The sequence below is a fragment of the Rhodococcus sp. NPDC056516 genome, from assembly GCF_042794655.1.
Taxonomy (GTDB): Bacteria; Actinomycetota; Actinomycetes; order Mycobacteriales; family Mycobacteriaceae; genus Rhodococcus_F.
Map to the genome: position 1 here is coordinate 712,378 of NZ_JBHTTG010000002.1, position 20,502 is coordinate 732,879.

18 protein-coding genes are annotated in these 20,502 nt (G+C 62.9%); 14 read left to right on the plus strand and 4 right to left on the minus strand.

The features are described from left to right. The first annotated feature begins 67 nt into the window (after window positions 1-67). The 7 genes from ACFQ6Y_RS08395 (at window position 68) to ACFQ6Y_RS08425 (ending at window position 8,486) form a co-directional block, all read left to right on the plus strand. Window positions 68-1,411 carry a DUF3100 domain-containing protein gene (locus ACFQ6Y_RS08395; protein WP_378630987.1) on the plus strand — a complete coding sequence of 448 codons (1,344 nt, stop codon included), beginning with the start codon at window positions 68-70 and terminating at the stop codon, window positions 1,409-1,411. A gap of 68 nt (window positions 1,412-1,479) precedes the next feature. Beyond that, complete coding sequence (locus ACFQ6Y_RS08400; protein ID WP_378533687.1) at window positions 1,480-2,694, plus strand: amidohydrolase; 1,215 nt, start codon at window positions 1,480-1,482, stop codon at window positions 2,692-2,694. Beyond that, window positions 2,691-4,049, plus strand: a complete 1,359-nt coding sequence (locus ACFQ6Y_RS08405) for an L-serine ammonia-lyase (RefSeq protein ID WP_378630990.1) — start codon at window positions 2,691-2,693, stop codon at window positions 4,047-4,049. The genes ACFQ6Y_RS08400 and ACFQ6Y_RS08405 overlap by 4 nt, the downstream gene beginning before the upstream one ends. 144 nt (window positions 4,050-4,193) lie before the next feature. Continuing rightward, on the plus strand, window positions 4,194-5,099 hold the full coding sequence (locus ACFQ6Y_RS08410) for a hypothetical protein (protein WP_378630993.1): 906 nt from the start codon (window positions 4,194-4,196) through the stop codon (window positions 5,097-5,099). A gap of 138 nt (window positions 5,100-5,237) precedes the next feature. Then, the gene (locus ACFQ6Y_RS08415) at window positions 5,238-6,398 is read left to right on the plus strand and encodes a serine hydrolase domain-containing protein (RefSeq protein ID WP_378630995.1); all 1,161 of its coding nucleotides are present in this window, start codon (window positions 5,238-5,240) and stop codon (window positions 6,396-6,398) included. 264 nt (window positions 6,399-6,662) lie between these two features. Then, complete coding sequence (locus ACFQ6Y_RS08420) at window positions 6,663-7,349, plus strand: TetR/AcrR family transcriptional regulator C-terminal domain-containing protein (RefSeq protein ID WP_378630998.1); 687 nt, start codon at window positions 6,663-6,665, stop codon at window positions 7,347-7,349. A gap of 9 nt (window positions 7,350-7,358) precedes the next feature. After that, the gene (locus ACFQ6Y_RS08425) at window positions 7,359-8,486 is read left to right on the plus strand and encodes an FAD-dependent oxidoreductase (protein WP_378631001.1); all 1,128 of its coding nucleotides are present in this window, start codon (window positions 7,359-7,361) and stop codon (window positions 8,484-8,486) included. Between the two features lie 24 nt (window positions 8,487-8,510). Here ACFQ6Y_RS08425 and ACFQ6Y_RS08430 read toward each other — a convergent pair whose 3' ends face one another. Further along, the gene (locus ACFQ6Y_RS08430) at window positions 8,511-9,254 is read right to left on the minus strand and encodes a GntR family transcriptional regulator (protein ID WP_378449514.1); all 744 of its coding nucleotides are present in this window, start codon (window positions 9,252-9,254) and stop codon (window positions 8,511-8,513) included. 96 nt (window positions 9,255-9,350) lie between these two features. On the opposite strand from ACFQ6Y_RS08430, the gene ACFQ6Y_RS08435 reads away from it, so the two are divergent. The 6 genes from ACFQ6Y_RS08435 to ACFQ6Y_RS08460 are packed head-to-tail and all read left to right on the plus strand — an operon-like array spanning window position 9,351 to window position 15,093. Continuing rightward, on the plus strand, window positions 9,351-10,478 hold the full coding sequence (locus ACFQ6Y_RS08435) for a TIGR03364 family FAD-dependent oxidoreductase (protein ID WP_378631003.1): 1,128 nt from the start codon (window positions 9,351-9,353) through the stop codon (window positions 10,476-10,478). A gap of 25 nt (window positions 10,479-10,503) precedes the next feature. Further along, window positions 10,504-11,181, plus strand: coding sequence for a phosphonatase-like hydrolase (locus ACFQ6Y_RS08440; RefSeq protein WP_378631006.1), 678 nt, complete (start codon window positions 10,504-10,506; stop codon window positions 11,179-11,181). 25 nt (window positions 11,182-11,206) lie between these two features. Then, on the plus strand, window positions 11,207-12,256 hold the full coding sequence (locus ACFQ6Y_RS08445; protein WP_378631008.1) for a 2-aminoethylphosphonate ABC transporter substrate-binding protein: 1,050 nt from the start codon (window positions 11,207-11,209) through the stop codon (window positions 12,254-12,256). A 2-nt stretch (window positions 12,257-12,258) separates the two neighbouring features. After that, a complete protein-coding gene (locus ACFQ6Y_RS08450) occupies window positions 12,259-13,434 on the plus strand; it encodes an ABC transporter ATP-binding protein (protein ID WP_378631011.1) in 1,176 nt (391 codons plus the stop codon). Beyond that, the gene (locus tag ACFQ6Y_RS08455) at window positions 13,431-14,333 is read left to right on the plus strand and encodes a 2-aminoethylphosphonate ABC transporter permease subunit (RefSeq protein ID WP_378631014.1); all 903 of its coding nucleotides are present in this window, start codon (window positions 13,431-13,433) and stop codon (window positions 14,331-14,333) included. The genes ACFQ6Y_RS08450 and ACFQ6Y_RS08455 overlap by 4 nt, the downstream gene beginning before the upstream one ends. Further along, the gene (locus ACFQ6Y_RS08460; protein WP_378631017.1) at window positions 14,308-15,093 is read left to right on the plus strand and encodes an ABC transporter permease; all 786 of its coding nucleotides are present in this window, start codon (window positions 14,308-14,310) and stop codon (window positions 15,091-15,093) included. The genes ACFQ6Y_RS08455 and ACFQ6Y_RS08460 overlap by 26 nt, the downstream gene beginning before the upstream one ends. 56 nt (window positions 15,094-15,149) lie before the next feature. Here ACFQ6Y_RS08460 and ACFQ6Y_RS08465 read toward each other — a convergent pair whose 3' ends face one another. Further along, a complete protein-coding gene (locus ACFQ6Y_RS08465) occupies window positions 15,150-16,772 on the minus strand; it encodes an AMP-binding protein (protein WP_378631020.1) in 1,623 nt (540 codons plus the stop codon). A 178-nt stretch (window positions 16,773-16,950) separates the two neighbouring features. Here ACFQ6Y_RS08465 and ACFQ6Y_RS08470 point away from each other — a divergent pair, with 178 nt between their 5' ends. Further along, a complete protein-coding gene (locus ACFQ6Y_RS08470; RefSeq protein WP_378631356.1) occupies window positions 16,951-17,760 on the plus strand; it encodes a LuxR C-terminal-related transcriptional regulator in 810 nt (269 codons plus the stop codon). 4 nt (window positions 17,761-17,764) lie between these two features. Here the strand turns inward: ACFQ6Y_RS08470 and ACFQ6Y_RS08475 are convergent, their stop codons facing one another. Next, a complete protein-coding gene (locus ACFQ6Y_RS08475) occupies window positions 17,765-19,579 on the minus strand; it encodes a penicillin-binding transpeptidase domain-containing protein (protein ID WP_378449522.1) in 1,815 nt (604 codons plus the stop codon). 69 nt (window positions 19,580-19,648) lie between these two features. Continuing rightward, window positions 19,649-20,485 carry a GNAT family N-acetyltransferase gene (locus tag ACFQ6Y_RS08480; protein ID WP_378533721.1) on the minus strand — a complete coding sequence of 279 codons (837 nt, stop codon included), beginning with the start codon at window positions 20,483-20,485 and terminating at the stop codon, window positions 19,649-19,651. Window positions 20,486-20,502: the final 17 nt, after the last annotated feature.

The following is a 20,502-nucleotide window of genomic DNA, read 5'->3' on the forward strand; positions in this document are numbered from 1 at the left end:
CACCAGATCCTGAACCTCGAGAACGCTCACGTCTTGCGTTCGTTCGCCCCTCGAGAAAGACACCGACATGACCGAAGCATTTCCCGTCTCGCATGACGATTCTCCGGTTCGCGCCCCAGCCACGACGCAGAAGGTCATTTTCGGCATGAGATCGCCACGGCTGTGGATCGTGGTGATTCTGCTCCTCGCTCTTGCGGCAGGCGCCCAACTGATAGGCCCCGCAGTGATTCCCGTCGGCGCTGCCGCTATCACCATCTTGCCCATGGTGTGGGGACTGATCGCCGGCGGTGTGGTCTCGAGCCAGAAGTGGAAACCCCTCGGCCTCGACCTTCAGGCCGCAGCGTCGGCAATCATGGGTCTTGCGGTTCTCTTGCTCTGCGCAAGACTGTCTTTCACCATCGGCCCGAACATCCAACTGTTGTTCGACGCCGGCCCCGCACTCCTGCTACAGGAATTGGGGCACTTGTTCGGCACGATCGCGCTCGCACTCCCACTGGCGGTACTCCTTCGAATGGGACCGGCCACCGTCGGAGCAACGTTCTCCATCGACCGTGAGGGCTCCTTCGCGATGGTCAGCGAACGATACGGTCCCGATTCCGACCAGTATCGTGGGGTCCTGTCGATGTACGTTTTCGGCACGCTCTTCGGTGCCGTGCTGATCAGCCTGATTGCATCGCTGGCTACCTCTTTCAACATCTTCGACCCCCTCGCGTTGGCGATGGGCGCTGGAGTCGGATCCGGCTCGATGATGGCCGCCGCTGCCGCGAGCGTCGTCTCGGCGCACCCCGAGATGGCCGACCAGGTACTCGCCGTGGCGGCCACATCCAACATCATCACCGGTCTCCTGGGCGTGTATGTCGGCATGTATGTCGCGCTCCCCCTTGCTGATCGAATCTACGGCGCACTCACCAAGCGCTCGACGGTGACCACCGAACAGAAAGCCCAGACGGCTCCCCGAGCAGTTGCGCCGAACGTCACCGTGCCGTTGGCAACTGTCATTCCGATTCTGTTCGTCGGAGGAGTCATCGTCTCCTCGATCGCGGCGGGTGGGATGTCTCGCTCGATCATCGTCGGATACCTGATCCTCACAGGCTTGTTGCTCCTGGGCGTCGGCGTCGCCCGCCTGACACGCGGAAAGATCGCGGCGATGATCGCAATCATCACCATCGGCGCGTTGGCGACCACGCCATGGTCCCCCATCGGTGATTTCGTCTCGAGCACCGTCGGTACTGTCGACTTTCTCTCGATCTGCACCCTCACCTTGACTGTCGCAGGTCTCAGCCTCGGCAAGGACCTCCCTTTGCTCAAGACGATCGGCTGGAAGATCGTCCCCGTCGGAATCGTCGCGATCCTCGCCTCGTACCTACTTTCTGTGGTCGTCGCGGAGTTCGCGCTCGGCCTCTGGCACTAGAACTGCAACCACAGACACCGCGATCCAAAGATACTGGGAACCAAAGACGTTGAAAGGAAGCAATATCCATGTCCATCGCTGACACCCTCACCCCCACAGACTCGGTTTCGAGCACGATCGAGAAGTGGGCATCACGCCTCATCGACGTCAGCCACACCATCCATGCTCACCCGGAGTTGGCATTCGAAGAGCATCGTGCATCGGCCCTCTTGGCCGACGCCGCGCAGGAAGCCGGCTTCACGGTTACTCGCGCCGCCTACGGCCTCGAGACGGCATTCGAAGCGGTTCGGGGCTCCGGCCCTTTCCGCGTCGTCGTCTGCGCCGAGTACGACGCCCTCCCCGACATCGGTCATGCATGTGGACACAATGTCATCGCCGCCGCCGGACTGGGCGCAGCCATCGCGCTCGGTGAGGTCGCGGAGGACTACGGGCTGACTGTTGTCCTCCTCGGTACGCCGGCCGAAGAACACGGCGGTGGGAAAGTCTTGCTCCTCGAACGCGGCGCGTGGGAGGGCGCGGCAATGTCGATCATGGTCCACGGCGCTGCAGGTGAGGACGTCAGTTGCACTGTCACCGGAACGCAAGCAGTTGATCGTTTCGACGTGACCTACTCCGGACGGGCCGCACACGCGGCCGCCGCACCACACAAGGGCATCAACGCAGGTGACGCCGCCACGATCGCACTGGTTGCCATCGGACTCCTACGTCAACAGCTCCCTTCCGACGTCAGACTCAACGCCTACGTCGAACACGGCGGAGAAGCTACCAACATCATCCCGGCCTCGACTCTGGTCCGAGCGGAAGTTCGGGCCGCAGATCTCGAGGTGCTGTTGGACGCCAAACGTCGAATGCTCGCCTGCTTCGAGGGCGGCGCGGTGGCCAGCGACTGCGCCTGGTCAACCGAACGCGCCGAACCTCGCTACGAGGAACTGGTTCAACATCCGGTGTTGGCAACTATCTGGGACGAGGAGATCGCGAACCTGGGCCGCATCGCGGCCGCCCGAACTCCCCTGACCGGTGGTTCGACCGACATGGGCAACGTTTCGAAGGCGGTTCCCTCGATCCACCCGATGATCGCGTTGCGCGGTGTCACCGGAGTTCCTCACACGATCGAATTTGCCGCTGATGCCCGCTCCTCAGCGGGTGACGAAGCTGTTCTACACGGAGCAATTGCAATGGCGCGCACGGTGATCCGAGCCGCTACCGGAGACTCTCGCTCCGATCTACTGACGATTGCGGCCCAGCGCGAGTCAGGAGCGACCACCGTCACGAGTGCCGAATGAGCACCAATGGCGTCTACGTTTCCGCTCTCGAATTCTTCTCCATCGGCATCGGACCGTCCAGTTCACACACAGTCGGTCCGATGCGAGCCGCCCACGCTTTTGTCGGCGAACTCGAATCTGCCCGATTGACCGATCCTGTCGACCGAATTCGCTGCAATCTGCACGGCTCTCTCGCGGCCACGGGTATTGGCCACTGCACTCCCGACGCCGTGATCGCGGGACTTCGTGGGTTGGATCCTGAAACGTGCGAGCCCGCCGACGTGCACGGCCCATTTGCCGAACTGTCGGACGGTGGATCGGTGATGCTCGCCGGTGGCTCACTCGGACACGTCGTTTTCACTCGTGACGACATGGTGTTCGAACCGCTCGTTCGCCGGCACGGGCACCCGAACTCGATGACCCTGACGGCGTTCGAAGGTCACGAAATCGTCTACACGAGTACATATCTGTCGATCGGTGGCGGGTTCGTAGTGCGCACGGGAGCGCAGACACCAGAACCCACGCACCCGATCGACTCCCACTACCGCACCGCGAAAGAGCTACTGGCGGAATGTGGCTCCGGAACTATCGCCGACCTGGCGTTGGCAGACGAAATCGCGATGCACGGCCAGAACCGAGCGCTCGCCGGGATCGACGCAATCTGGTCCGCGATGCGCGCCTGCATCGAGCGCGGCATGCATACCGTCGGTGTGCTGCCCGGAAAACTCGGGGTTCGCCGACGAGCACAATCAGCGAAGAGCCAACTGGAACAACGCAACTGCGCACCCTCCTCACGCGAGTGGCTGACCGTCTACGCCATGGCGGTCAACGAAGAAAATGCAGCAGGTGGCCGCGTTGTCACGGCCCCGACCAACGGTGCGGCAGGCATCGTGCCTGCGGTGCTCTACCACCACATACGCGCGACCGGCGCCGGCGTTCACGACGTTCGGACATTTCTCCTCACCGCGGCCGCAATCGGATCGATTATCAAGGCGAATGCCTCGATCTCCGGGGCGGAGGCCGGGTGTCAGGGTGAGGTCGGAGCCGCCTGTGCGATGGCGGCGGCCGGTCTGTGCGCCGTCATGGGCGGATCGCCACGACAAATCGAGAATGCCGCTGAGATTGCCATGGAACACCATCTGGGCCTGACCTGCGATCCGGTCGGTGGTCTGGTCCAGATCCCGTGCATCGAACGAAATGCCGTCGCTGCCTCGACTGCGGTCACCGCGGCTCAACTCGCGTACCTGGGCGACGGAACGCATGTGGTGAGCCTCGATACCGTCATCGAAACCATGCGACAAACCGGAAACGACATGTCCGTGCGCTACAAGGAAACCAGCGAGGGCGGCCTCGCCGTCAACGTGGTCGAGTGCTAGCAGAGTCACGCGTGATCGAAGACTTCCCGTCGCTGCATCCGACCGAGGGCGGAGGCCATCGCGAAAAACATCATCCCCACGTCCGATGAACTCCGGTGCACCGATTCCTACACTCGAGGACATGACTTTGTGGACGGTGACCGGATGATCGCTCATCACGCTGGAGGAACCCCCCTGCACAATTCTCCACTGCACAACACTGCGGGGCCGTCGCGCTCAGCGCAGTCCTCCGGTCGCAAGATCGCCGCGCTGATCGCGTTGGTCGCCGTTGTCTCCGCTGCCTTCGTTTTCGGCCCGGGCATGCTGACCAGTAGGCCGGGCGATGGGTATGCAAACCAGGGGGAACTCGTCGAGACGGTCCGTGCCGCGTTCGTCGAGTACTGGAGTTCCGGCGTCCAAGCCTTCTCTCCCAGCTTGGAGTCCGCTGTCGATTACTGGATGCGGTACCACGTGGCCAAGGCAGTGATCGCGGTAATCCTGCTGACGGTTCTGCTCGCACTCGGCCGCATGCTCAAGGCGTCGTTCGTGAACGCCGGCCCTCTGACGGCTGGAAAGAAACTCGCATTCGTCTCGGCGGGAGGGCTGGTCACGCTCCTCGCGATGTTTTCTTCGGTGCTCGTGATGGCCAATGTCCAAGGTGTCGTTGCACCCTTCTCTTCGTTGATCTCGATGTTGCCCGTGGCCCAGGCGGATGGGGCACTTGGCGAAACTGTCGGGCAGGTCCGCCAACAGCTCGCTCAGTCGACGGGCACCGGAAACCAGCAAAGCCCTGTCCTCGAACTGATGATCAGCGACTTCGCGCGGTATCACGTGGCCATGGCGGTGATCGCGCTGATCGCGGCAGTACTTTCACTGACCGTGGCTGTAGTCGTGTGGGTGCGCTTCGCCAGAACGGCGCGATCCGACAGACGAGCGAGGCTCGGGTTGGGGTCGATCGGTCTTCTCATTGCACTGTTCACGCTGGGATTGATCGTTGTCGGCGTAGCAAATACGGGCACCGCGGCCGACCCGGCACCGGCCCTGGCGGCCTTCTTCGACGGCGGACTCTGACCCAAGTCAAGGGTTCAGGGAGGGGTTCAGGCAGGGGTTCCGTAGTCCCCCGGTACCGGTTGAGGAGGTACCTAGGGACTGCGGCAGCCGTACCGGGGGTCGATGTGCACGCCTCGTCGGACAGGCAGAGTTCGACTCATGAAAATCGGAGCAAGACGCATCCTGCTTGTCAGCCTGTGCAGCGCCATGGTTGCCGGAGCTGTAATCAGCTGCAGCACTGACAAATCCACAGACAATCCGACAGCCACATCCGACAAGGTCATGGACTCTGCCGTCACCGACCAGCTCGATGCGATCATCGACGCAGCGGTGAATTCGACCGGGATTCCCGGTGCGATGGTGGGCATTTGGGGACCCGACGGCAACTATGTCAAGGTTGCAGGAGTCTCGGATACGGCAACCAAAGCACCGATGGAAACCGACTTCTACCACCGGATCGGCAGCGTCACCAAGACATTTACTGTGACTGCCCTGCTGCAGTTGGTCGACGAGGGCAAGATCGGTCTCGATGATCCGATCTCCAAGTACGTCGATGGCGTCACGGAAGGTGATGCGATCAGCTTGCGACAGCTGGCGGGGATGCGCAGCGGCCTTGTGGACTACACGACGTCCGAACAGTTTGTCATGGAATATCTTTCGGATCCTCGCCGAGCTTTCACACCTGAAGAGCTCGTGGGGTACGTCAAGGATCTCCCACTTCAGGTTCGACCGGGGACCACCGTCGACTACTCGAACACCAACACTATTCTGCTGGGAATGGTGATCGAAAAGGTCTCCGGCTCAACACTGTCGGACGTCATCGACACCAAGATCACCACACCACTCGGGATGGAGCACACCAGCTTTCCCACCACCAACGCGTTCCCGAACCCCCACGCACAGGGATACACCAACCAAACACTCGACGAATCCGTGACCGCAGCAACGGACTGGAACCCGTCGTGGGGAGGCGCCGCGGGCGCAATGATCTCGTCGTTGGACGACATGCGCATCTGGGTTCCGGCCTTGGCCAAGGGCGATCTCCTCACCGACGACACTCAGAAGCAGCGCCTGCAAACCGTGAACTTGAGCGAAGGGGACGACACTTCCGGGTACGGACTCGGATTGTTCAACAGCGGCGGCTGGATCGGTCACAACGGAAGCCTGCCCGGCTATAAGACAGTCTCGGTCTACTTGCCCGAGAAGGACACCACCCTGGTCGTCTTCATCAACACCGATATCGACGGCGAGACTGACCTGACCAGCGCTCTGATGGTGCCCATCACCAAGCTGATCAGCCCGGACCACGTTTACGGCTGATCACTCTGCCCCCACCCACAATCGAATAAAGGTGACATATCGGGTTCGATCTGCCGATAGGCTCGACCATCGACAGATCGAATCCGAAAGAGGCGCTCATGGGATCGTTGAACGACTGGCTACTCAACAGTGACAACCCGCTTGTGGGGATTGTCGGCGGCATCCTGCTGACGATCGCGATGCTTTCCGGTGGAACGGGCATATAGCCCACCGCGTGATCCAACGAACATGTTCGTTACGAACATGTTCGTATATGGTGGTGCCATGCCCACTCACCCAGCAAGTCCATCGAACCGACGCAATCGCCCGGCCAAACCCGCACTGACACGCGAGGGCATCGTCAGTACGGCGGTGGATATCTTGCGCTCGGAGGGGCTGCAGAAGTTGACAATGCGTCGACTCGCCCTGGAACTCGACACCGGACCCGCGTCGCTGTACGTGTACGTGCGAAACACAGCCGAATTGCACGCCGCGGTTCTGGATGAGCTGCTCGGAGTCGTCGACCTCGCCGAAAATACTTCCGGCACTTGGCAAGCGCGCCTCGAACGGGTGTTGACGTCCTACACGGCCGTATTGTTCGATCATCCCGGCCTTGCCCAGTCGGCTCTTGTTTCGCGGCCAAGCGGAGTTCACTACGTTCGCCTGCTCGAACGCCTGTTGGCATTGCTCGACGAGGGCACGGTTCCCTCGGCTCAAGCCGCCTGGGGCGTGGACCTTCTGCTTCAGTACGCGACGTCCACCGCTGCCGAACACTCGGCGCCGAACAACGTCTCGGACAGGGACGCCCGGTGGAACGCCTTGACCGACGCAATCGAGCACGCAGATCCGCAGACGCACCCCCTCGTCGCGAGCCATTCCACAGCCCTACTGGCCGGTGAACCCACCGCACGCCTCTCCTGGGGATTCCGAACGCTCATCACGGGCATCGAGAACACCCCAATCACTACTTAGGAACCCACCATGAACCACTATCCCATCGCAATCATCGGCGCCGGCCTCGGTGGGCTCACGCTCGCCCGAGTCCTCCATCAGCACGGAATCAATTCGGCGGTATTCGATCTCGAATCCGGCCCGACAGCCAGAACTCAAGGCGGGATGCTCGACATCCACGAGGACTCAGGCCAGATCGCACTTCGTGCCGCCGGTCTGTACGACGAGTTCCGCGCACTCGTTCATCAAGGCGGTGAACAGATGCGCGTTCTCGATCGAAATGCCGTCGTGCACCTGAGCGAGGAGGACAAGGGAGACGGCGACCGCCCCGAAGTCGACCGCGGGCAACTGCGCGACCTACTACTCGGATCGCTGCCGAAAGACACCGTCCATTGGGGAGCCAAAGTGCGCGGCGCGCATGCACTGCCGGACGGTCGACACGAAGTTCATCTCGCGGACGGCTCCCACTTCACCACCGATCTTCTGGTCGGCGCCGATGGTGCGTGGTCGAAAATCCGTCCACTGGTTTCACACGCCACTCCTGCCTACACCGGAATATCCTTCGTGGAGTTCGACCTTCACGACGCCGACAACCAGCACGCGGAATCCGCCGAAACAGTCGGCGGCGGAATGATGTTCGCGCTCAGTGCCGACAAGGGCTTCCTTGCCCATCGTGAGACGGACAACAGTCTGCACATCTACGCTGCCCTCCGAGTTCCCGAGAGTTGGACTTCGAGCGTCGATTTCTCCGACGACCACACTGCGAAGAAGATTCTGCTGGAACACTTCTCGGACTGGGACGAGTCATTCCGGTCGATGATCGTCGAAGCGGACAGCTCGTTGACCCCTCGTCCCATCCATGCCCTTCCCATCGGACACAGCTGGAGTCGCACTCCCGGCGTCACACTGCTCGGGGACGCGGCCCACGTCATGTCGCCGTTTGCCGGAGAGGGCGCGAACCTGGCAATGCTCGACGGCGCCGAACTCGGTCAAGCGATCGCGTCGCACAGCGGCACGGAGGAAGGACTCGCCGCATACGAAGAGCGACTCTTCCCGCGCAGTGCCGCATCGGCACAACAGTCGGCTGATGGTCTGGACATGTGCTTCGGCGAGAACGCACCCCAAGGGCTCTTGGACATGTTCAACACACACGGGTAATCCAATCCCACCCCTCCACCGCGATCACTCGCGCAGAGTCGTCAAGAAGGCAATACGGTCGCCGCGGTAGAGCGAGCGCACCCGCTCGATCGGCACGCCCTCCGGGTCGACGGACGTCCGGTGCAATAGAAGCATCGGCATCGAGGTGGTGGACTCGACGAGCGTCGCCTCACGCGGTGAGGCAAGTACCGTCTCGATCCGTTCGGTAGCGGAGGCGAAGACCACGCCGATGGAGCGGATGGCAGCGTACAGCGATGTCGTCGCATCGAAGGCGTCGATCATCTCACCGAACCTGCTGTCCGGCAAGAACGTTGATTCGAGTCCGATCTTCTCGCCGTCGGCGAAGAGGACACGCTCGAGATGAACGACGGTGTCGCCCACCTCGATACCCAACTCAGTGGCGAGACCGTCGTCGGCCGACATTCGTTCGAAGGTCACGACTTCACGACTGGGCACTCGCCCAGCGCTCAGCGCGCCCTCGGTGTAGGAACGAAGCGAAAGGGGCTGCACCAATTTCGGACTCGCAACGACGGTTCCCCGCCCACGCCGCTCGATCCGTCCTTCGACGAGCAGATCGCGAAGCGCTTGGCGGACCGTCTCACGAGCGACCGTGAACCGCGATGCCAGTTCCCGCTCCGACGGGACGGCATCACCTTCCGCGAGCCCACTGAGAATGGTCTCGATCTCGGTGCGGACGCGGTAGTACTTCAGCTCCGGCTCGATCACGACGCTCGAGGTCCCCGGCCCGGTGGACGTCTGCTGATTCATGGCGCAAGCGTACAAGAATTCGGTCTATACCAATTGTTAACCTGGAGTTCGTCTCGATTCCCCCTATTGGTCTAGACCAAACGTCACTATCTCTACATGCGAATTTTGATTGTGGGCGGAGGAATCCTCGGAACGGCGCACGCCGACGAGGCAATCCGCCGGGGACATGAGGTTGTTCATCTCGAACGCGAGCCGGAAGCCCGCGGTGCCACGGTACGGAACTTCGGGCTCGTCTGGGTATCCGGGCGAGCTCCCAACGAACTCGAGACCGCGCTGCGCTCGCGCGAGTTGTGGGCAGACCTTGCCGCCCGTGTCCCCGGCGTCGGATACCGACCGGCGGGTTCGATCACCCTCATGCGCACCGAGGAGGAAGCCGCGGTCGCGCAGGAAGCGTTCTCTCGGCCGGACGCTGACAACAGAGGGTTCGCGCTCCTGGATCCCGACGCCGTTCGTGCCGTCAACCCAGCACTCCGAGGGAAGTTCCTGGGCGGACTGCACTGCACCCTCGACGCCGCAGTCGAATCACGGCAAGCGCTCCCCGCCATCCGGTCGCATCTCGATGCCAGCGGCCGTTACACCTTCCACGCCGGAACAGAAGCTCGTGAGATCACGACGAACAGCACCGGCGTACACATCCGCGACGACCACGGCCGCAACTTCGACGCCGATCTCGTGATCGTCTGCCCCGGAGCAACACTCGGCGGATTGGCTCGCGATCTCGCCGGAGATCTCCCCCTGCGCCGTGTGCGCCTACAGATGATGCAGACAGCCCCACTCGGCGAAAAGCTCACCACCGCAATCGCAGACGGCGACAGCTTCCGCTACTATCCCGGTTTCGCCGGATCTGCCCTCGATCACCTTCGCACCGTGCAGCCGCAGGAACCGACTGCCGAGGCGCACCGCATGCAGCTCCTGTGCGTGCAGCGCTTGCACGGCGGGCTGACCATCGGCGACACCCACGAGTACGAGGAGCCGTTCGACTTCGACGTCGACGAGGCGCCCTATCGCCATCTGTCCACAGTGGTGGAAACACTTCTGGGACGCGATCTTCCGCCCATCGTCAAGCGATGGGCGGGCGTCTACAGCCAGTGCCTCGACCCCTCACAACTGGTTCACCGCGCACAGGCCGCCGACAACGTCTGGGTGGTTGCCGGCCCCGGTGGCCGCGGTATGACGCTCGGCCCGGCACTGGCAGAACAAACCGCCGACCAGCTCGGTCTCTGAATCCTTCTGACAAGAAAGACTTCTCATGTCTCCCATCACCCTTGCCGTTCTCGACATGGCCGGCACCACCGTCGCCGACGACGGACTGGTTCTTCGCGCCTTCACTGCCGCCGCTGAAGCCGGCGGACTGCCCGACGAAGGCCCGGAAGCCGATGGCGCTCGCCAGTACGTCCTCGACACGATGGGCCAGTCGAAGATCGTCGTGTTCCGCGCGATCTTCGGTGACGAAGACCGCGCCCAGGCCGCGAACGCCGCCTTCGAAACCACGTACGACTCCCTCATCGACCAGGGGCTCGCCGAGCCGATCCCCGGCGCGGAGAAGGCGATAACCACACTCCGCGAGGCCGGCATCAAAGTTGCCTTGACCACCGGGTTCAGCCGATCGACGCAGGATAAACTCCTCGTCGCGCTCGGCTGGGAAACCCTTGCCGATCTCACCCTCTCCCCCGCCGAAGCAGGTCGCGGTCGCCCGTTCCCTGACTTGATTCTGACTGCGCTGCTCAAACTCTCGATCGACGACGTCCACCAGATCGCCGTACTCGGCGACACGTCCAACGACGTGCTCAGCGGCATTCGCTCCGGCGCAACCATCGTCGCCGGAACTCTGACCGGCGCTCACGACGAGCAACAACTGCGCGACGCCGGTGCCACCCACATCGTCCCGTCCGTGACGGAGTTCGCCGAACTCCTCACCCACCCCTGATCTCACCTCCGAAGAAGGAATCGTCATGCGTCTACGCCCGAGCATCGCTGCGGCCGCTCTCGCCGTGTCCGTCCTTTCGTTCACCACAGCCTGCGGTGGAACCGGCACTGCCGCCGGATCAGATACCGAAACCGTCACCGTCTACAGCGCCGACGGCCTGTCCGGTTGGTACAAGGGCAGATTCGACGCCTTCACCGCGCAGACCGGCATCGCTGTCAACCTGGTGGAAGCCGGTTCCGGCGAGGTCGTCTCCCGCGTCGACAAGGAGCAGTCCAACCCACAGGCCGACGTCATCATCACCCTGCCGCCGTTCATTCAGAAGGCCGACGCGCAAGGTCTGCTCGAACCCAGCGGAATCGACACCTCCGCCGTTCCGGCCGGCGAGAAGGACGACGCAGGCAAGTACGTACCCGTCGTCGAGAACTACCTCTCGTTCATTGCCAATCCGACTGCATCACCCGCCCCACAATCTTGGGACGACCTACTCACAGATCAGTTCAAGGGCAAGTTGCAGTACTCCACGCCCGGCCAGGCCGGCGACGGCACCGCGGTGCTCTTGCTGCTCCAGCACCTGATGGGTAAGGAAGGAGCACTCGACTACCTCGGAAAGCTCCAGGCAAACAACGTCGGCCCCTCGTCCTCGACCGGAAAGCTCCAGCCCAAGGTCAGCAACGGAGAGCTGCTGGTCGCCAACGGTGACGTCCAGATGAACCTCGCTTCGATCGCGGACGACGGATCGAAGTTCGACATCTTCTTCCCCGCCGGAGCCGACGGCACTCGCACCACCATCGCACTGCCCTACGTGATGGGGCTCGCGAAGAGCGCACCGAGCAGCGAACAAGCGAAGAAGCTCATGGAATTCCTGCTCTCCGAAGAATCCCAGAAGACCGTCGCCACCGACGCGCTCGGCGTGTCGGTCCGCGAGGACGTCCGGAGCGCTACCGGTGAATCCACCGACAAGAACACGCCTTCCGGAGTTCTGCAGGGCGTCAACGTGTGGACCCCGAACTGGAACGACGTCCTCAGCTCGCTCGACGCCGACATCGCCGCCTACCAGAAAGCCACCGGGAGCTGATCATGGCAAGAACCAGACTGGGGCGGACGCTCCCCGAGACCGTCGGTGTCCACGGAGCGATCGAACATTCGGCTCCGGCCATCACCTTCGATCGCGTCAACGTCGCCTACGGCCGCGGAAAGACCGCAACCCACGCCCTCGTCGATTTCAATCTACGAGTCGCGCCGGGTGAAACTGTGGCACTGCTGGGGCCCAGTGGATCCGGCAAGTCGACCGCTCTGAAGGCCCTCGCGGGATTTGTCCGCCCCACGTCCGGTTCGGTCAAGCTCGGCACCCGAGACATCACCAATCTCCCTCCCGCACAACGAGGAATCGGCGTCGTCGTTCAGTCGTACGCGCTCTTCCCACACATGAGGGTCTCCGAGAACGTGGCCTTCGGACTCCGAGCCCACCGTGTGCCGCGGTCGGAGATCGGCCCACGCGTGGCCGAAGCCCTCGACATGGTCGGGATGTCGGCGTACGGAAAGCGTCTGCCGCGTGAGCTTTCCGGCGGTCAACAGCAGCGGATTGCCATCGCTCGCGCGTTGGCTATTCGTCCCGGAGTACTCCTCCTCGACGAACCGCTGGCCGCCCTGGATGCTCAACTTCGCGAGAGCATGCTCGGCGAACTGGCGAGACTGCGCGCCGCACTGCCTGACACAGCCATGCTCTACGTGACACACGATCAGAGTGAAGCCCTGGCGCTCGCGGACCGAATCGCAGTGATGCGCAATGCCAGACTCGCGGACATCAACACCGCGGAGGCCTTGTGGAAGCGTCCGCCGTCCAGCTTCACGGCGGCCTTTCTCGGCGGCGCCAACCTGTTGCCCTGCACGGTCACTCGCGTCATCGGTACCTCCGCGTTGGTCTCGATCGGTGACGCTCCGTTCACTGCTCACGCCCCTCAACCCGAGATCGGGCGCATCGAGTGGGAGTCCGACATGGATGCCTACCTGTGTGTTCGTCCGCACGCGGTAGTGGTGACCGGCGTCGGCGCACGAGGATCATTCCCGGCACGCATCGTCTCGAGCGTCTGGCGTGGTTCAACGACGCGTCTGACACTGGCTGTCCGTGGCCTCGACGACGTCCGCGTCGACGCGGATGTTGCAGGCCACGACGAACGACCGGTCGACACCGAGGTCGGCGTCATCTTGCCCACGGACGGCAGCGTTCTGGTTCCGGCGGATCGCCGGCCATGACCACAACCTTGGAACGCCCCGAAACCGCTATGCCCCAACACAAAGACCCGATTCCGTGGCGCCGGATCGGGTGGGCGCTACCGCCACTGCTTCTGGTGCTCGTGTTCGCGGTGTATCCCACCGCGCGGGTCCTCCCGGAATCGCTGAGCACCGCAGACGGCATCGGTCTGTCCACGTGGTCTTCGGTGCTCGGATCGGAACTGTTCCGAACCGCGCTCTGGCGGACCATCCACATCGCCGTGGCGTCGACCCTGGGTTGCCTGGTCCTCGGCACTTTCCTCGCCTTGGTGCTGGCCTTCGTTCCGTTCGCCGGATCAAAGGTGGTGGGGCGATTGATCGACACGGTGCTCGCGCTGCCGTCTTTCCTGATCACGTTGGCGTTCACGTTCCTGTACGGCACGGCCGGCGCCGTCAACGCCTTGATCGTCCGCGTCACCGGCGACGCGAATGGGCCCCTGAATTTCCTCAACACTCCCTTCGGTGTGATCGCGGCCGAAATCACCTTCTTCACGCCCTTTGTCGTGCGTCCGCTTCTTGCGGCATTCACCCAGATTCCGCGTGAACAACTCGACGTCGCAGCCAGCCTCGGAGCGTCACCCGTACGAGTTCTGCGACAGGTGGTGATGCCGGAAGCGTGGCCCGCACTCCTGGCCGGTGGATCGCTCGTACTTCTGTTGACACTCAACGAATTCGGCATCGTGCTCTTCACCGGAGCCAAAGACGTCGTAACTCTGCCGGTCCTCATCTACACCCGTGGCATCGTCACCTTCGACTTGCCAGGCGCGGCAGTGATCGCGACCGTCCAGGTCGCACTTTCACTCGGCCTGTACTGCCTCTACCGATTCACCTTCAACAGATTGACGGGAGGCAGCCGTGCTGCTGTGGACACGAAGCTCTAGGGCTTTCGTTCTCGGATTCTTCGCCCTCGTCGTCGCGGTCGTTTTCGTCGCACCCATCGCCACCGTCGTCGCGGCTGCGCTGGCCGGATCGTGGACCGGTCCACTTCCGTCGGATCTCGGCGGCAAGAACTTCTCCACGGCGCTGTCCGACGAGAACTTCGCCAGCCTGACCGTCAGCTTGCAGACTGCGTTCATCTCGGGAGTACTGGCACTGATCGTCGGAACGTGGGCCGCACTGGCCTCTCGTGAGGCACCGATGTGGCTGCGGCGCATCACCGATGCCGTATTCCATTTACCGATTGCGGTTCCGTCGGTCGCGATCGGCTTGGGTCTGCTCATCACTTTCAACGAGCGCCCACTACTGCTCGGCGGTACCAAGTGGATCGTGATTCTCGCTCACACGGTTTTGGTGCTTGCCTTTGCCTTCAGTTCCGTATCGGCCGCGCTCGAACGGCTCGATCCCGCCTACCGTCAAGCTGCCGAATCACTCGGCGCCGGCCCAGTGCGGGTGCTGACGCGGGTGACGCTACCGCTGCTGCTCCCAGCATTGGGTGCGGCCGCCGGGCTTTCCATCGCACTGTCGATGGGTGAGCTGGGCGCAACGGTCATGGTCTACCCGGCGACATGGAAGACCTTGCCGGTCAGTATCTTCGGACTCACCGACCGCGGCCAGGTATTTCTTGCCGCAGCAAATACGACACTGCTGCTTGCAGTCACCCTGATCGCCCTCATGGTGGTTGGCAGAATCCGTCGGCGCTGACCTTGCTGTGCGCCTTTATTAACCGCCGGGGGTTAATAAAGGCGCACAGCAGGGGGTTAGCCCTTCCGCAAGATGTACCGCTGAACCTTGCCGCTCGGGGTCTTGGGCAGGTTCGGAACAAAGTGCACCGTGCGCGGGTACGCGTGCGCCGCGAACTTCTTCTTCACCAACGTCTGCAGTTCCTTCTCGAGTTCGTCGTCGCCGTCGACGCCTTCGCGTAGAACGACAAACGCCTCGAGGACCTCACCGCGCAACTCGTCGGGCATGCCCACGACGGCGGCCTCGATGACGTGCTCGTGCATGACAAGCACGCTCTCGACGTCGAAGGGTCCGATGCGGTAGCCGGCCATGATGATGACGTCGTCATCTCGCGAGGAGAAGAAGAAGAATCCGTCCTCGTCCGTCATTCCGGCATCACCGGTGATGTACCAGCGGCCGTCTTCGCTGAATCGCTGCTTCGTCTTCTCCGGAGCATCGACGTATCCGGTGAACCACATCAACGGGCTGTTATGGGTATCGATCGCCACGCGGCCCTGAGTGCGAGCCGGTGCGATGTCATCCGAATTGTCTTCCAGCACAGCAGCAGACCAACCCGGCAACGGACGACCCATCGATCCGGGGCGCACGTCCTCGCGGAGCCCGTCGGCCCATGCGTTGACGATGAACATGCCGTGCTCGGTCTGGCCATAGTGATCACGGACCTCGACGCCCAACGAGTTCTTCGACCACGCAACCACATCCGGGGTCAAAGGCTCACCGGCCGAGGACGCGCGGCGCAGCGAAATGCCTTCCGGAACCGGCGCTTTGTCGGCACGCAGACTGCGGTAGACGGTCGGAGCGGCCGCAAAATTGGTGACACCGAACTTCTCGATGATCTGCCACGTCAGCGGCGCGGAGAATCCGGCGTGCAGCAGAAGGCTTCGCGTACCGGCGGCAAGCGGGCCGAGCAACGCGTAGTACAGCCCGTACGCCCAGCCCGGGTCTGCGGCGTTCCAGAACACGTCGTCCTCTCGGACGTCGAGGCCGAACTCCTGGTAGGCGTGGAACGACGCGAGCGCACGCACCGGAACCGGCACGCCCTTGGGTGTTCCCGTGGTGCCGCTGGTGAACAACTGCACCATCGGTGCATTTCCGCTGACGGCCTGAGCAGCGCCCTTCGGGTCTTCTGCATCCTGAGCTGCGAGGAGGGCGTCGAAGTCCAATTCGTCCCCGGCCGCGCCGCCGGCGACGATGACCTGCCACGCCGCGTCGGCGGGGATGTCCTCACCCGGCGCGAGCTTGTCGAGCTGATTGGCGTCGGAAATGACGACCTTCGCACCGCTGGCCGTCAAGCGGAATGCGATGGCGGGCGAGGCGAATGCCGTGAACAACGGCACGTGGACCGCGCCGCGGCGCCAGATTCCGAGGAGCGCGACCACGAGATCCGCAGACTTACCCATGAGAGTCGCTACGTTGTCTCCCGGCTCGACTCCGAGGTCCGCCAGAGCTGCTGCGAAACGCGCCGACTGCTCACGTAGATGACCGTAAGTGAGGTCCACCGAGCTAAGGTCTGCCTCGACGACGGTGAATGCAACGCCATCCGCGGGATGCCGATCGCAGAGCAATTCTGCGGCGCTGGCATGCGGGGTGTCGTACTGGTCCAGCAGCTCGCGCACCCGTGCGGTGGGATCGGTGCTCATCAACTTGCTCCTTATCGATCGTCGTATGGTTGGCCCGACCGGTTACGTTGGCGGCTCGTCATACGTACTGTTCGCCCCCTATGATCTAGCTCACAAGAGAACTTCACTACCCCCAGAAAGGGGTACCTGCGTGAATCGACATGCTTCGTCACTTCTGCGTCCCCGCGACGGGGACGCAATGCGAGGTGAACTCCGAACAATTGCAGCTCAGGGTGTTGTTCCTGTGCTGTTCGGAGGCGAGGTCCAGGACGGAACCCTGCACCTGAGCGAATTCGTCGGCACCCGCACCAACAACCTCAAGGGCTTGGCCATCCCACCGCGCTCGGGCATGGGCGGACGCGTCGTAGCCCAGGGTTCACCGATCACCGTCAACGATTACGGCAATTCGCAGTCCATCACTCATCACTTCGACCGTCCTGTTCTCAGCGAGGGCCTGCATTCGATCATCGCCGTTCCGGTCATGGTTTCGGGAAAATCGCGCGCTGTGCTCTACGCCGCGATCCGTGATTCCGCTCCGTTGGGTGACCGCACAGCAGACGTCATGGTCGGCGCATCCCGGCGCCTCGGCATGGAGTTCGCCATCCGCGACGAAGTCGATCGTCGCCTGCAACTACTTCAGGCCGCCGCCGCGACTACCGCCGACGGTATGTCTTCGGAAGAAATCCGCGGAGTTCACGCCGAACTACGCAGTGTCGCCCAGACCGTCACCGATACCGACTTACAGACCAAACTCCGCGGGCTCTCCCAGCGTCTGGCCAACCTGCTGCGGCCCACTGCAGACACCGAAACCGACGTCATGCTCACCCCACGCGAAGTGGACGTTCTCTCTCAGGTCGCACTCGGCTGTACCAACATCGAAGCCGGCCAACGGCTTTCCCTTCGCCCGGAAACAGTCAAGAGCTATCTGCGAAGCGCGATGGGAAAGCTGGACGCCAGCTCACGCCACGAAGCCGTGGTGACCGCCCGGAGGTTGGGACTGCTCCCCTGACGGGTCAGTAACCTTCCGGCAGGGCGGTGAGCATGTCGCGGGTGACTGCGACGGCGTTGTCCGAACTTCCGCCCCGCACAACCAGAGTCGCGAAGGCCAGGTTCCCGCGATAGCCGACGAACCATGCGTGCGATCCCCCGTCGACCTCGGCTTCACCGGTCTTGCCGTACACCTCACCCTGATCTTCGACGCGTTCGGCGGTACCACTGGTGACGACGAGTCGCATCATTCCGCGCAGACCGTCGACCATGGCCGGTGTGATCGCCGGGCGCTCACCGTCGATGGTGGTTTCGCGCCCTGAAATCAGTTGCGGCACCGGTGTCGAACCGTTCGCGACCGTCGCCGCCGCCATCGCCATTCCGAACGGACTGACAACGACCTTGCCCTGACCGAATCCGTCCTCGGTCCGCTGCACCAGATCCGACGCCGGCGGCACCGAACCCGAATCGATCGGCAACCCCACCACGTTGTAGTCCTGGCCGATACCGAACTGCGCCGCGGCAGTGGTCAACGTGTCGGCTTGCATCTCACTGGCCAGCTTGGCGAAGGACGTGTTGCACGAACGGGCGAAGGCGGTTGCCATCGGCACCGTGCCGAGTGAGAACTCGTTGTAGTTGGGGACGCTGCGCTCGCCGATCTCGATTCGGCCCGGGCATGGCACCATCGTGTCGGGAGTCGCCTGACCCGTCGAAATTGCCGCGCCTGCCGTGATGATCTTGAACGTCGAACCGGGCGGGTACTGACCCATCGTCGCAACCGGTCCGTCGCGGTCTGCTGCCTTGTTCTGCGCAACGGCCAAAATGGCACCGCTCGACGGTTCGATGACCACCATCATCGCCTGATCCTTGTTCACGTTCACCGCGCGTTGCGCAGCGATCTGGATGTTGCGGTCCAGACTGATACTGAACGACGGAACCGGTTGCGGCGCAGTCTCGGTCAACACGTCGGTGTCGACGCCGTTCTGGTTGACCGTGACGACACTCCAGCCGGCCTTGCCGTCGACCTCGTCGATGATCGTCTTCTTGATCTGCCCGAGCAGGTCAGGTGCGAACTCCGGATCGGTCGAGACCAGATCCGATTCGTCCGACACCGAAACCCCGGATATGGCTCCCAGTTGCGCGGAAACCTGGTCGTAGTCGTCACTACGCAACCTGGTCACCAGATAGTCGCCCTTGACGGCCGTCGACGATTCCGCGATCGACTGACCCGTCAGAGACGAATCGAATCGCCCGAGAACGCTTGCGAGACTGTTCGCGGAGCCGATGATGTCGTTGCTCTTCGAGCGATCGAACTTCACGCGGTAGACGATTCCCGGCACGAGGACGTCCGTGCCCGAATGCTCGTTGACCCTCGCCCTCGGCGCAGCGGTTGCCCGCAACGACATCGTCTGTTTGTCACCGAGACGGGGATGAACGTCCGTCGAACTCCACCGGACAGACCAGTCGCCGTCCTTGCGACCCATCTGCAGCTCGCCGTCGTAGGTCCACACGCGGTCCTTCGGAAGGTGCCACTCGTAGGTGTAGCCGACCGTCGCGGTGTCTCCGTTCATCTTCACCGACGTGGTCTCAGCGGTCATCGACTCGGCCTGAAGCGCATCCCAGGTATCGCTCAACACGGGTCCGGCAGAATCAGGCCGGTCCGTAAATTTTGCTGCCTCGTCGATGTCTCTGTCACCGAACGCACTCAGGAACTGCTGCGCGACGGGCTCGGGGCCGGCGGGTTTCGGAGTACACGAACTGATCCCCACCGCCAAGAAAATCACGGTGCAGGAGGCCAACAGTTGGGCCGAGCGACTACGAGAGAAATGCCGAGTGTTCATCGAGCCCCATACTAGGGCGGCAACCGACGCGGTCAGGGTAGGCGCGACCATTGCACCCACCGTGTGCGGTCAGTCGAGCAGTACCGTCGAGAAAGTTGCGACCTGTCGGAACCCGACCCGCGAATAGGTCGACCGCGCAATCGTATTGAAGCTGTTGACGTACAGGCTCGCAATGCGACCGGTCGCCATGATCGACTCCGCGACAGCCGCCGTTCCGGTCACGCCGAAGCCCTGTCCGCGAAACTCGGGATTGACCCAGACGCCCTGAATCTGGCCACAGCGCGCGGACATCGAACCGACCTCCGCCTTGAAAACGACCTGGCCGTCCTCGATGTGCGCCCACGCTCGCCCGGCGGCGATCAGGCTTGCGACACGATGCCGATAGCCGCGCCCACCGTCGTTGGCACGCGGATCGACGCCCACCTCTTCGATGAACATCGCGATCGCGGCAGGCAGGTAGATGTCGAGTTCGTCGGAGCGGACCTGCCGGACCAGAGGATCCGACGGGCACGCCAGCGGCTCGGATACCGCGAGCAACGGTTGTTCGGGGCGGACCTCCCGCGCAGTTCCCCAATCCAGTTCGAGCATTTCCCAGAGCGGCAACGCCAACTCGGCGCGGCCGACCACTGACGAGCACATGCGTGGAATCCGACAGGCACGGTCGGCGAATGCTCGAATGTCATCCGGATCGCCCCGAAGCGGAACCAGATTTGCCCCGGCAAAGCACAAGGACGACAACGGCCCGCCACGACTCCACAGCTCGCCGTGAATCATTCGTGGGTCGACGCCGCATTCTTCGACGCGCGCGGCAATCATGCAGGCCGCGACCGGATCGGCGTCGAGTACCGCTCGGACGTCATCGAGATCTCGACTTCCGACCTGCTTGGCTCCGAGGAGTTTGAGCATCCGTCAACCCCCTCGAC

Bases quoted from the DNA above. Each gene is read 5' to 3' on its own strand.
- ACFQ6Y_RS08395 (WP_378630987.1), top strand. From the start codon at position 68: ATGACCGAAGCATTTCCCGTCTCGCATGACGATTCTCCGGTTCGCGCC.
- ACFQ6Y_RS08400 (WP_378533687.1), top strand. From the start codon at position 1,480: ATGTCCATCGCTGACACCCTCACCCCCACAGACTCGGTTTCGAGCACG.
- ACFQ6Y_RS08405 (WP_378630990.1), top strand. From the start codon at position 2,691: ATGAGCACCAATGGCGTCTACGTTTCCGCTCTCGAATTCTTCTCCATC.
- ACFQ6Y_RS08410 (WP_378630993.1), top strand. From the start codon at position 4,194: ATGATCGCTCATCACGCTGGAGGAACCCCCCTGCACAATTCTCCACTG.
- ACFQ6Y_RS08415 (WP_378630995.1), top strand. From the start codon at position 5,238: ATGAAAATCGGAGCAAGACGCATCCTGCTTGTCAGCCTGTGCAGCGCC.
- ACFQ6Y_RS08420 (WP_378630998.1), top strand. From the start codon at position 6,663: ATGCCCACTCACCCAGCAAGTCCATCGAACCGACGCAATCGCCCGGCC.
- ACFQ6Y_RS08425 (WP_378631001.1), top strand. From the start codon at position 7,359: ATGAACCACTATCCCATCGCAATCATCGGCGCCGGCCTCGGTGGGCTC.
- ACFQ6Y_RS08430 (WP_378449514.1), bottom strand. From the start codon at position 9,254: ATGAATCAGCAGACGTCCACCGGGCCGGGGACCTCGAGCGTCGTGATC.
- ACFQ6Y_RS08435 (WP_378631003.1), top strand. From the start codon at position 9,351: ATGCGAATTTTGATTGTGGGCGGAGGAATCCTCGGAACGGCGCACGCC.
- ACFQ6Y_RS08440 (WP_378631006.1), top strand. From the start codon at position 10,504: ATGTCTCCCATCACCCTTGCCGTTCTCGACATGGCCGGCACCACCGTC.
- ACFQ6Y_RS08445 (WP_378631008.1), top strand. From the start codon at position 11,207: ATGCGTCTACGCCCGAGCATCGCTGCGGCCGCTCTCGCCGTGTCCGTC.
- ACFQ6Y_RS08450 (WP_378631011.1), top strand. From the start codon at position 12,259: ATGGCAAGAACCAGACTGGGGCGGACGCTCCCCGAGACCGTCGGTGTC.
- ACFQ6Y_RS08455 (WP_378631014.1), top strand. From the start codon at position 13,431: ATGACCACAACCTTGGAACGCCCCGAAACCGCTATGCCCCAACACAAA.
- ACFQ6Y_RS08465 (WP_378631020.1), bottom strand. From the start codon at position 16,772: ATGAGCACCGATCCCACCGCACGGGTGCGCGAGCTGCTGGACCAGTAC.
- ACFQ6Y_RS08470 (WP_378631356.1), top strand. From the start codon at position 16,951: ATGCGAGGTGAACTCCGAACAATTGCAGCTCAGGGTGTTGTTCCTGTG.
- ACFQ6Y_RS08475 (WP_378449522.1), bottom strand. From the start codon at position 19,579: ATGAACACTCGGCATTTCTCTCGTAGTCGCTCGGCCCAACTGTTGGCC.
- ACFQ6Y_RS08480 (WP_378533721.1), bottom strand. From the start codon at position 20,485: ATGCTCAAACTCCTCGGAGCCAAGCAGGTCGGAAGTCGAGATCTCGAT.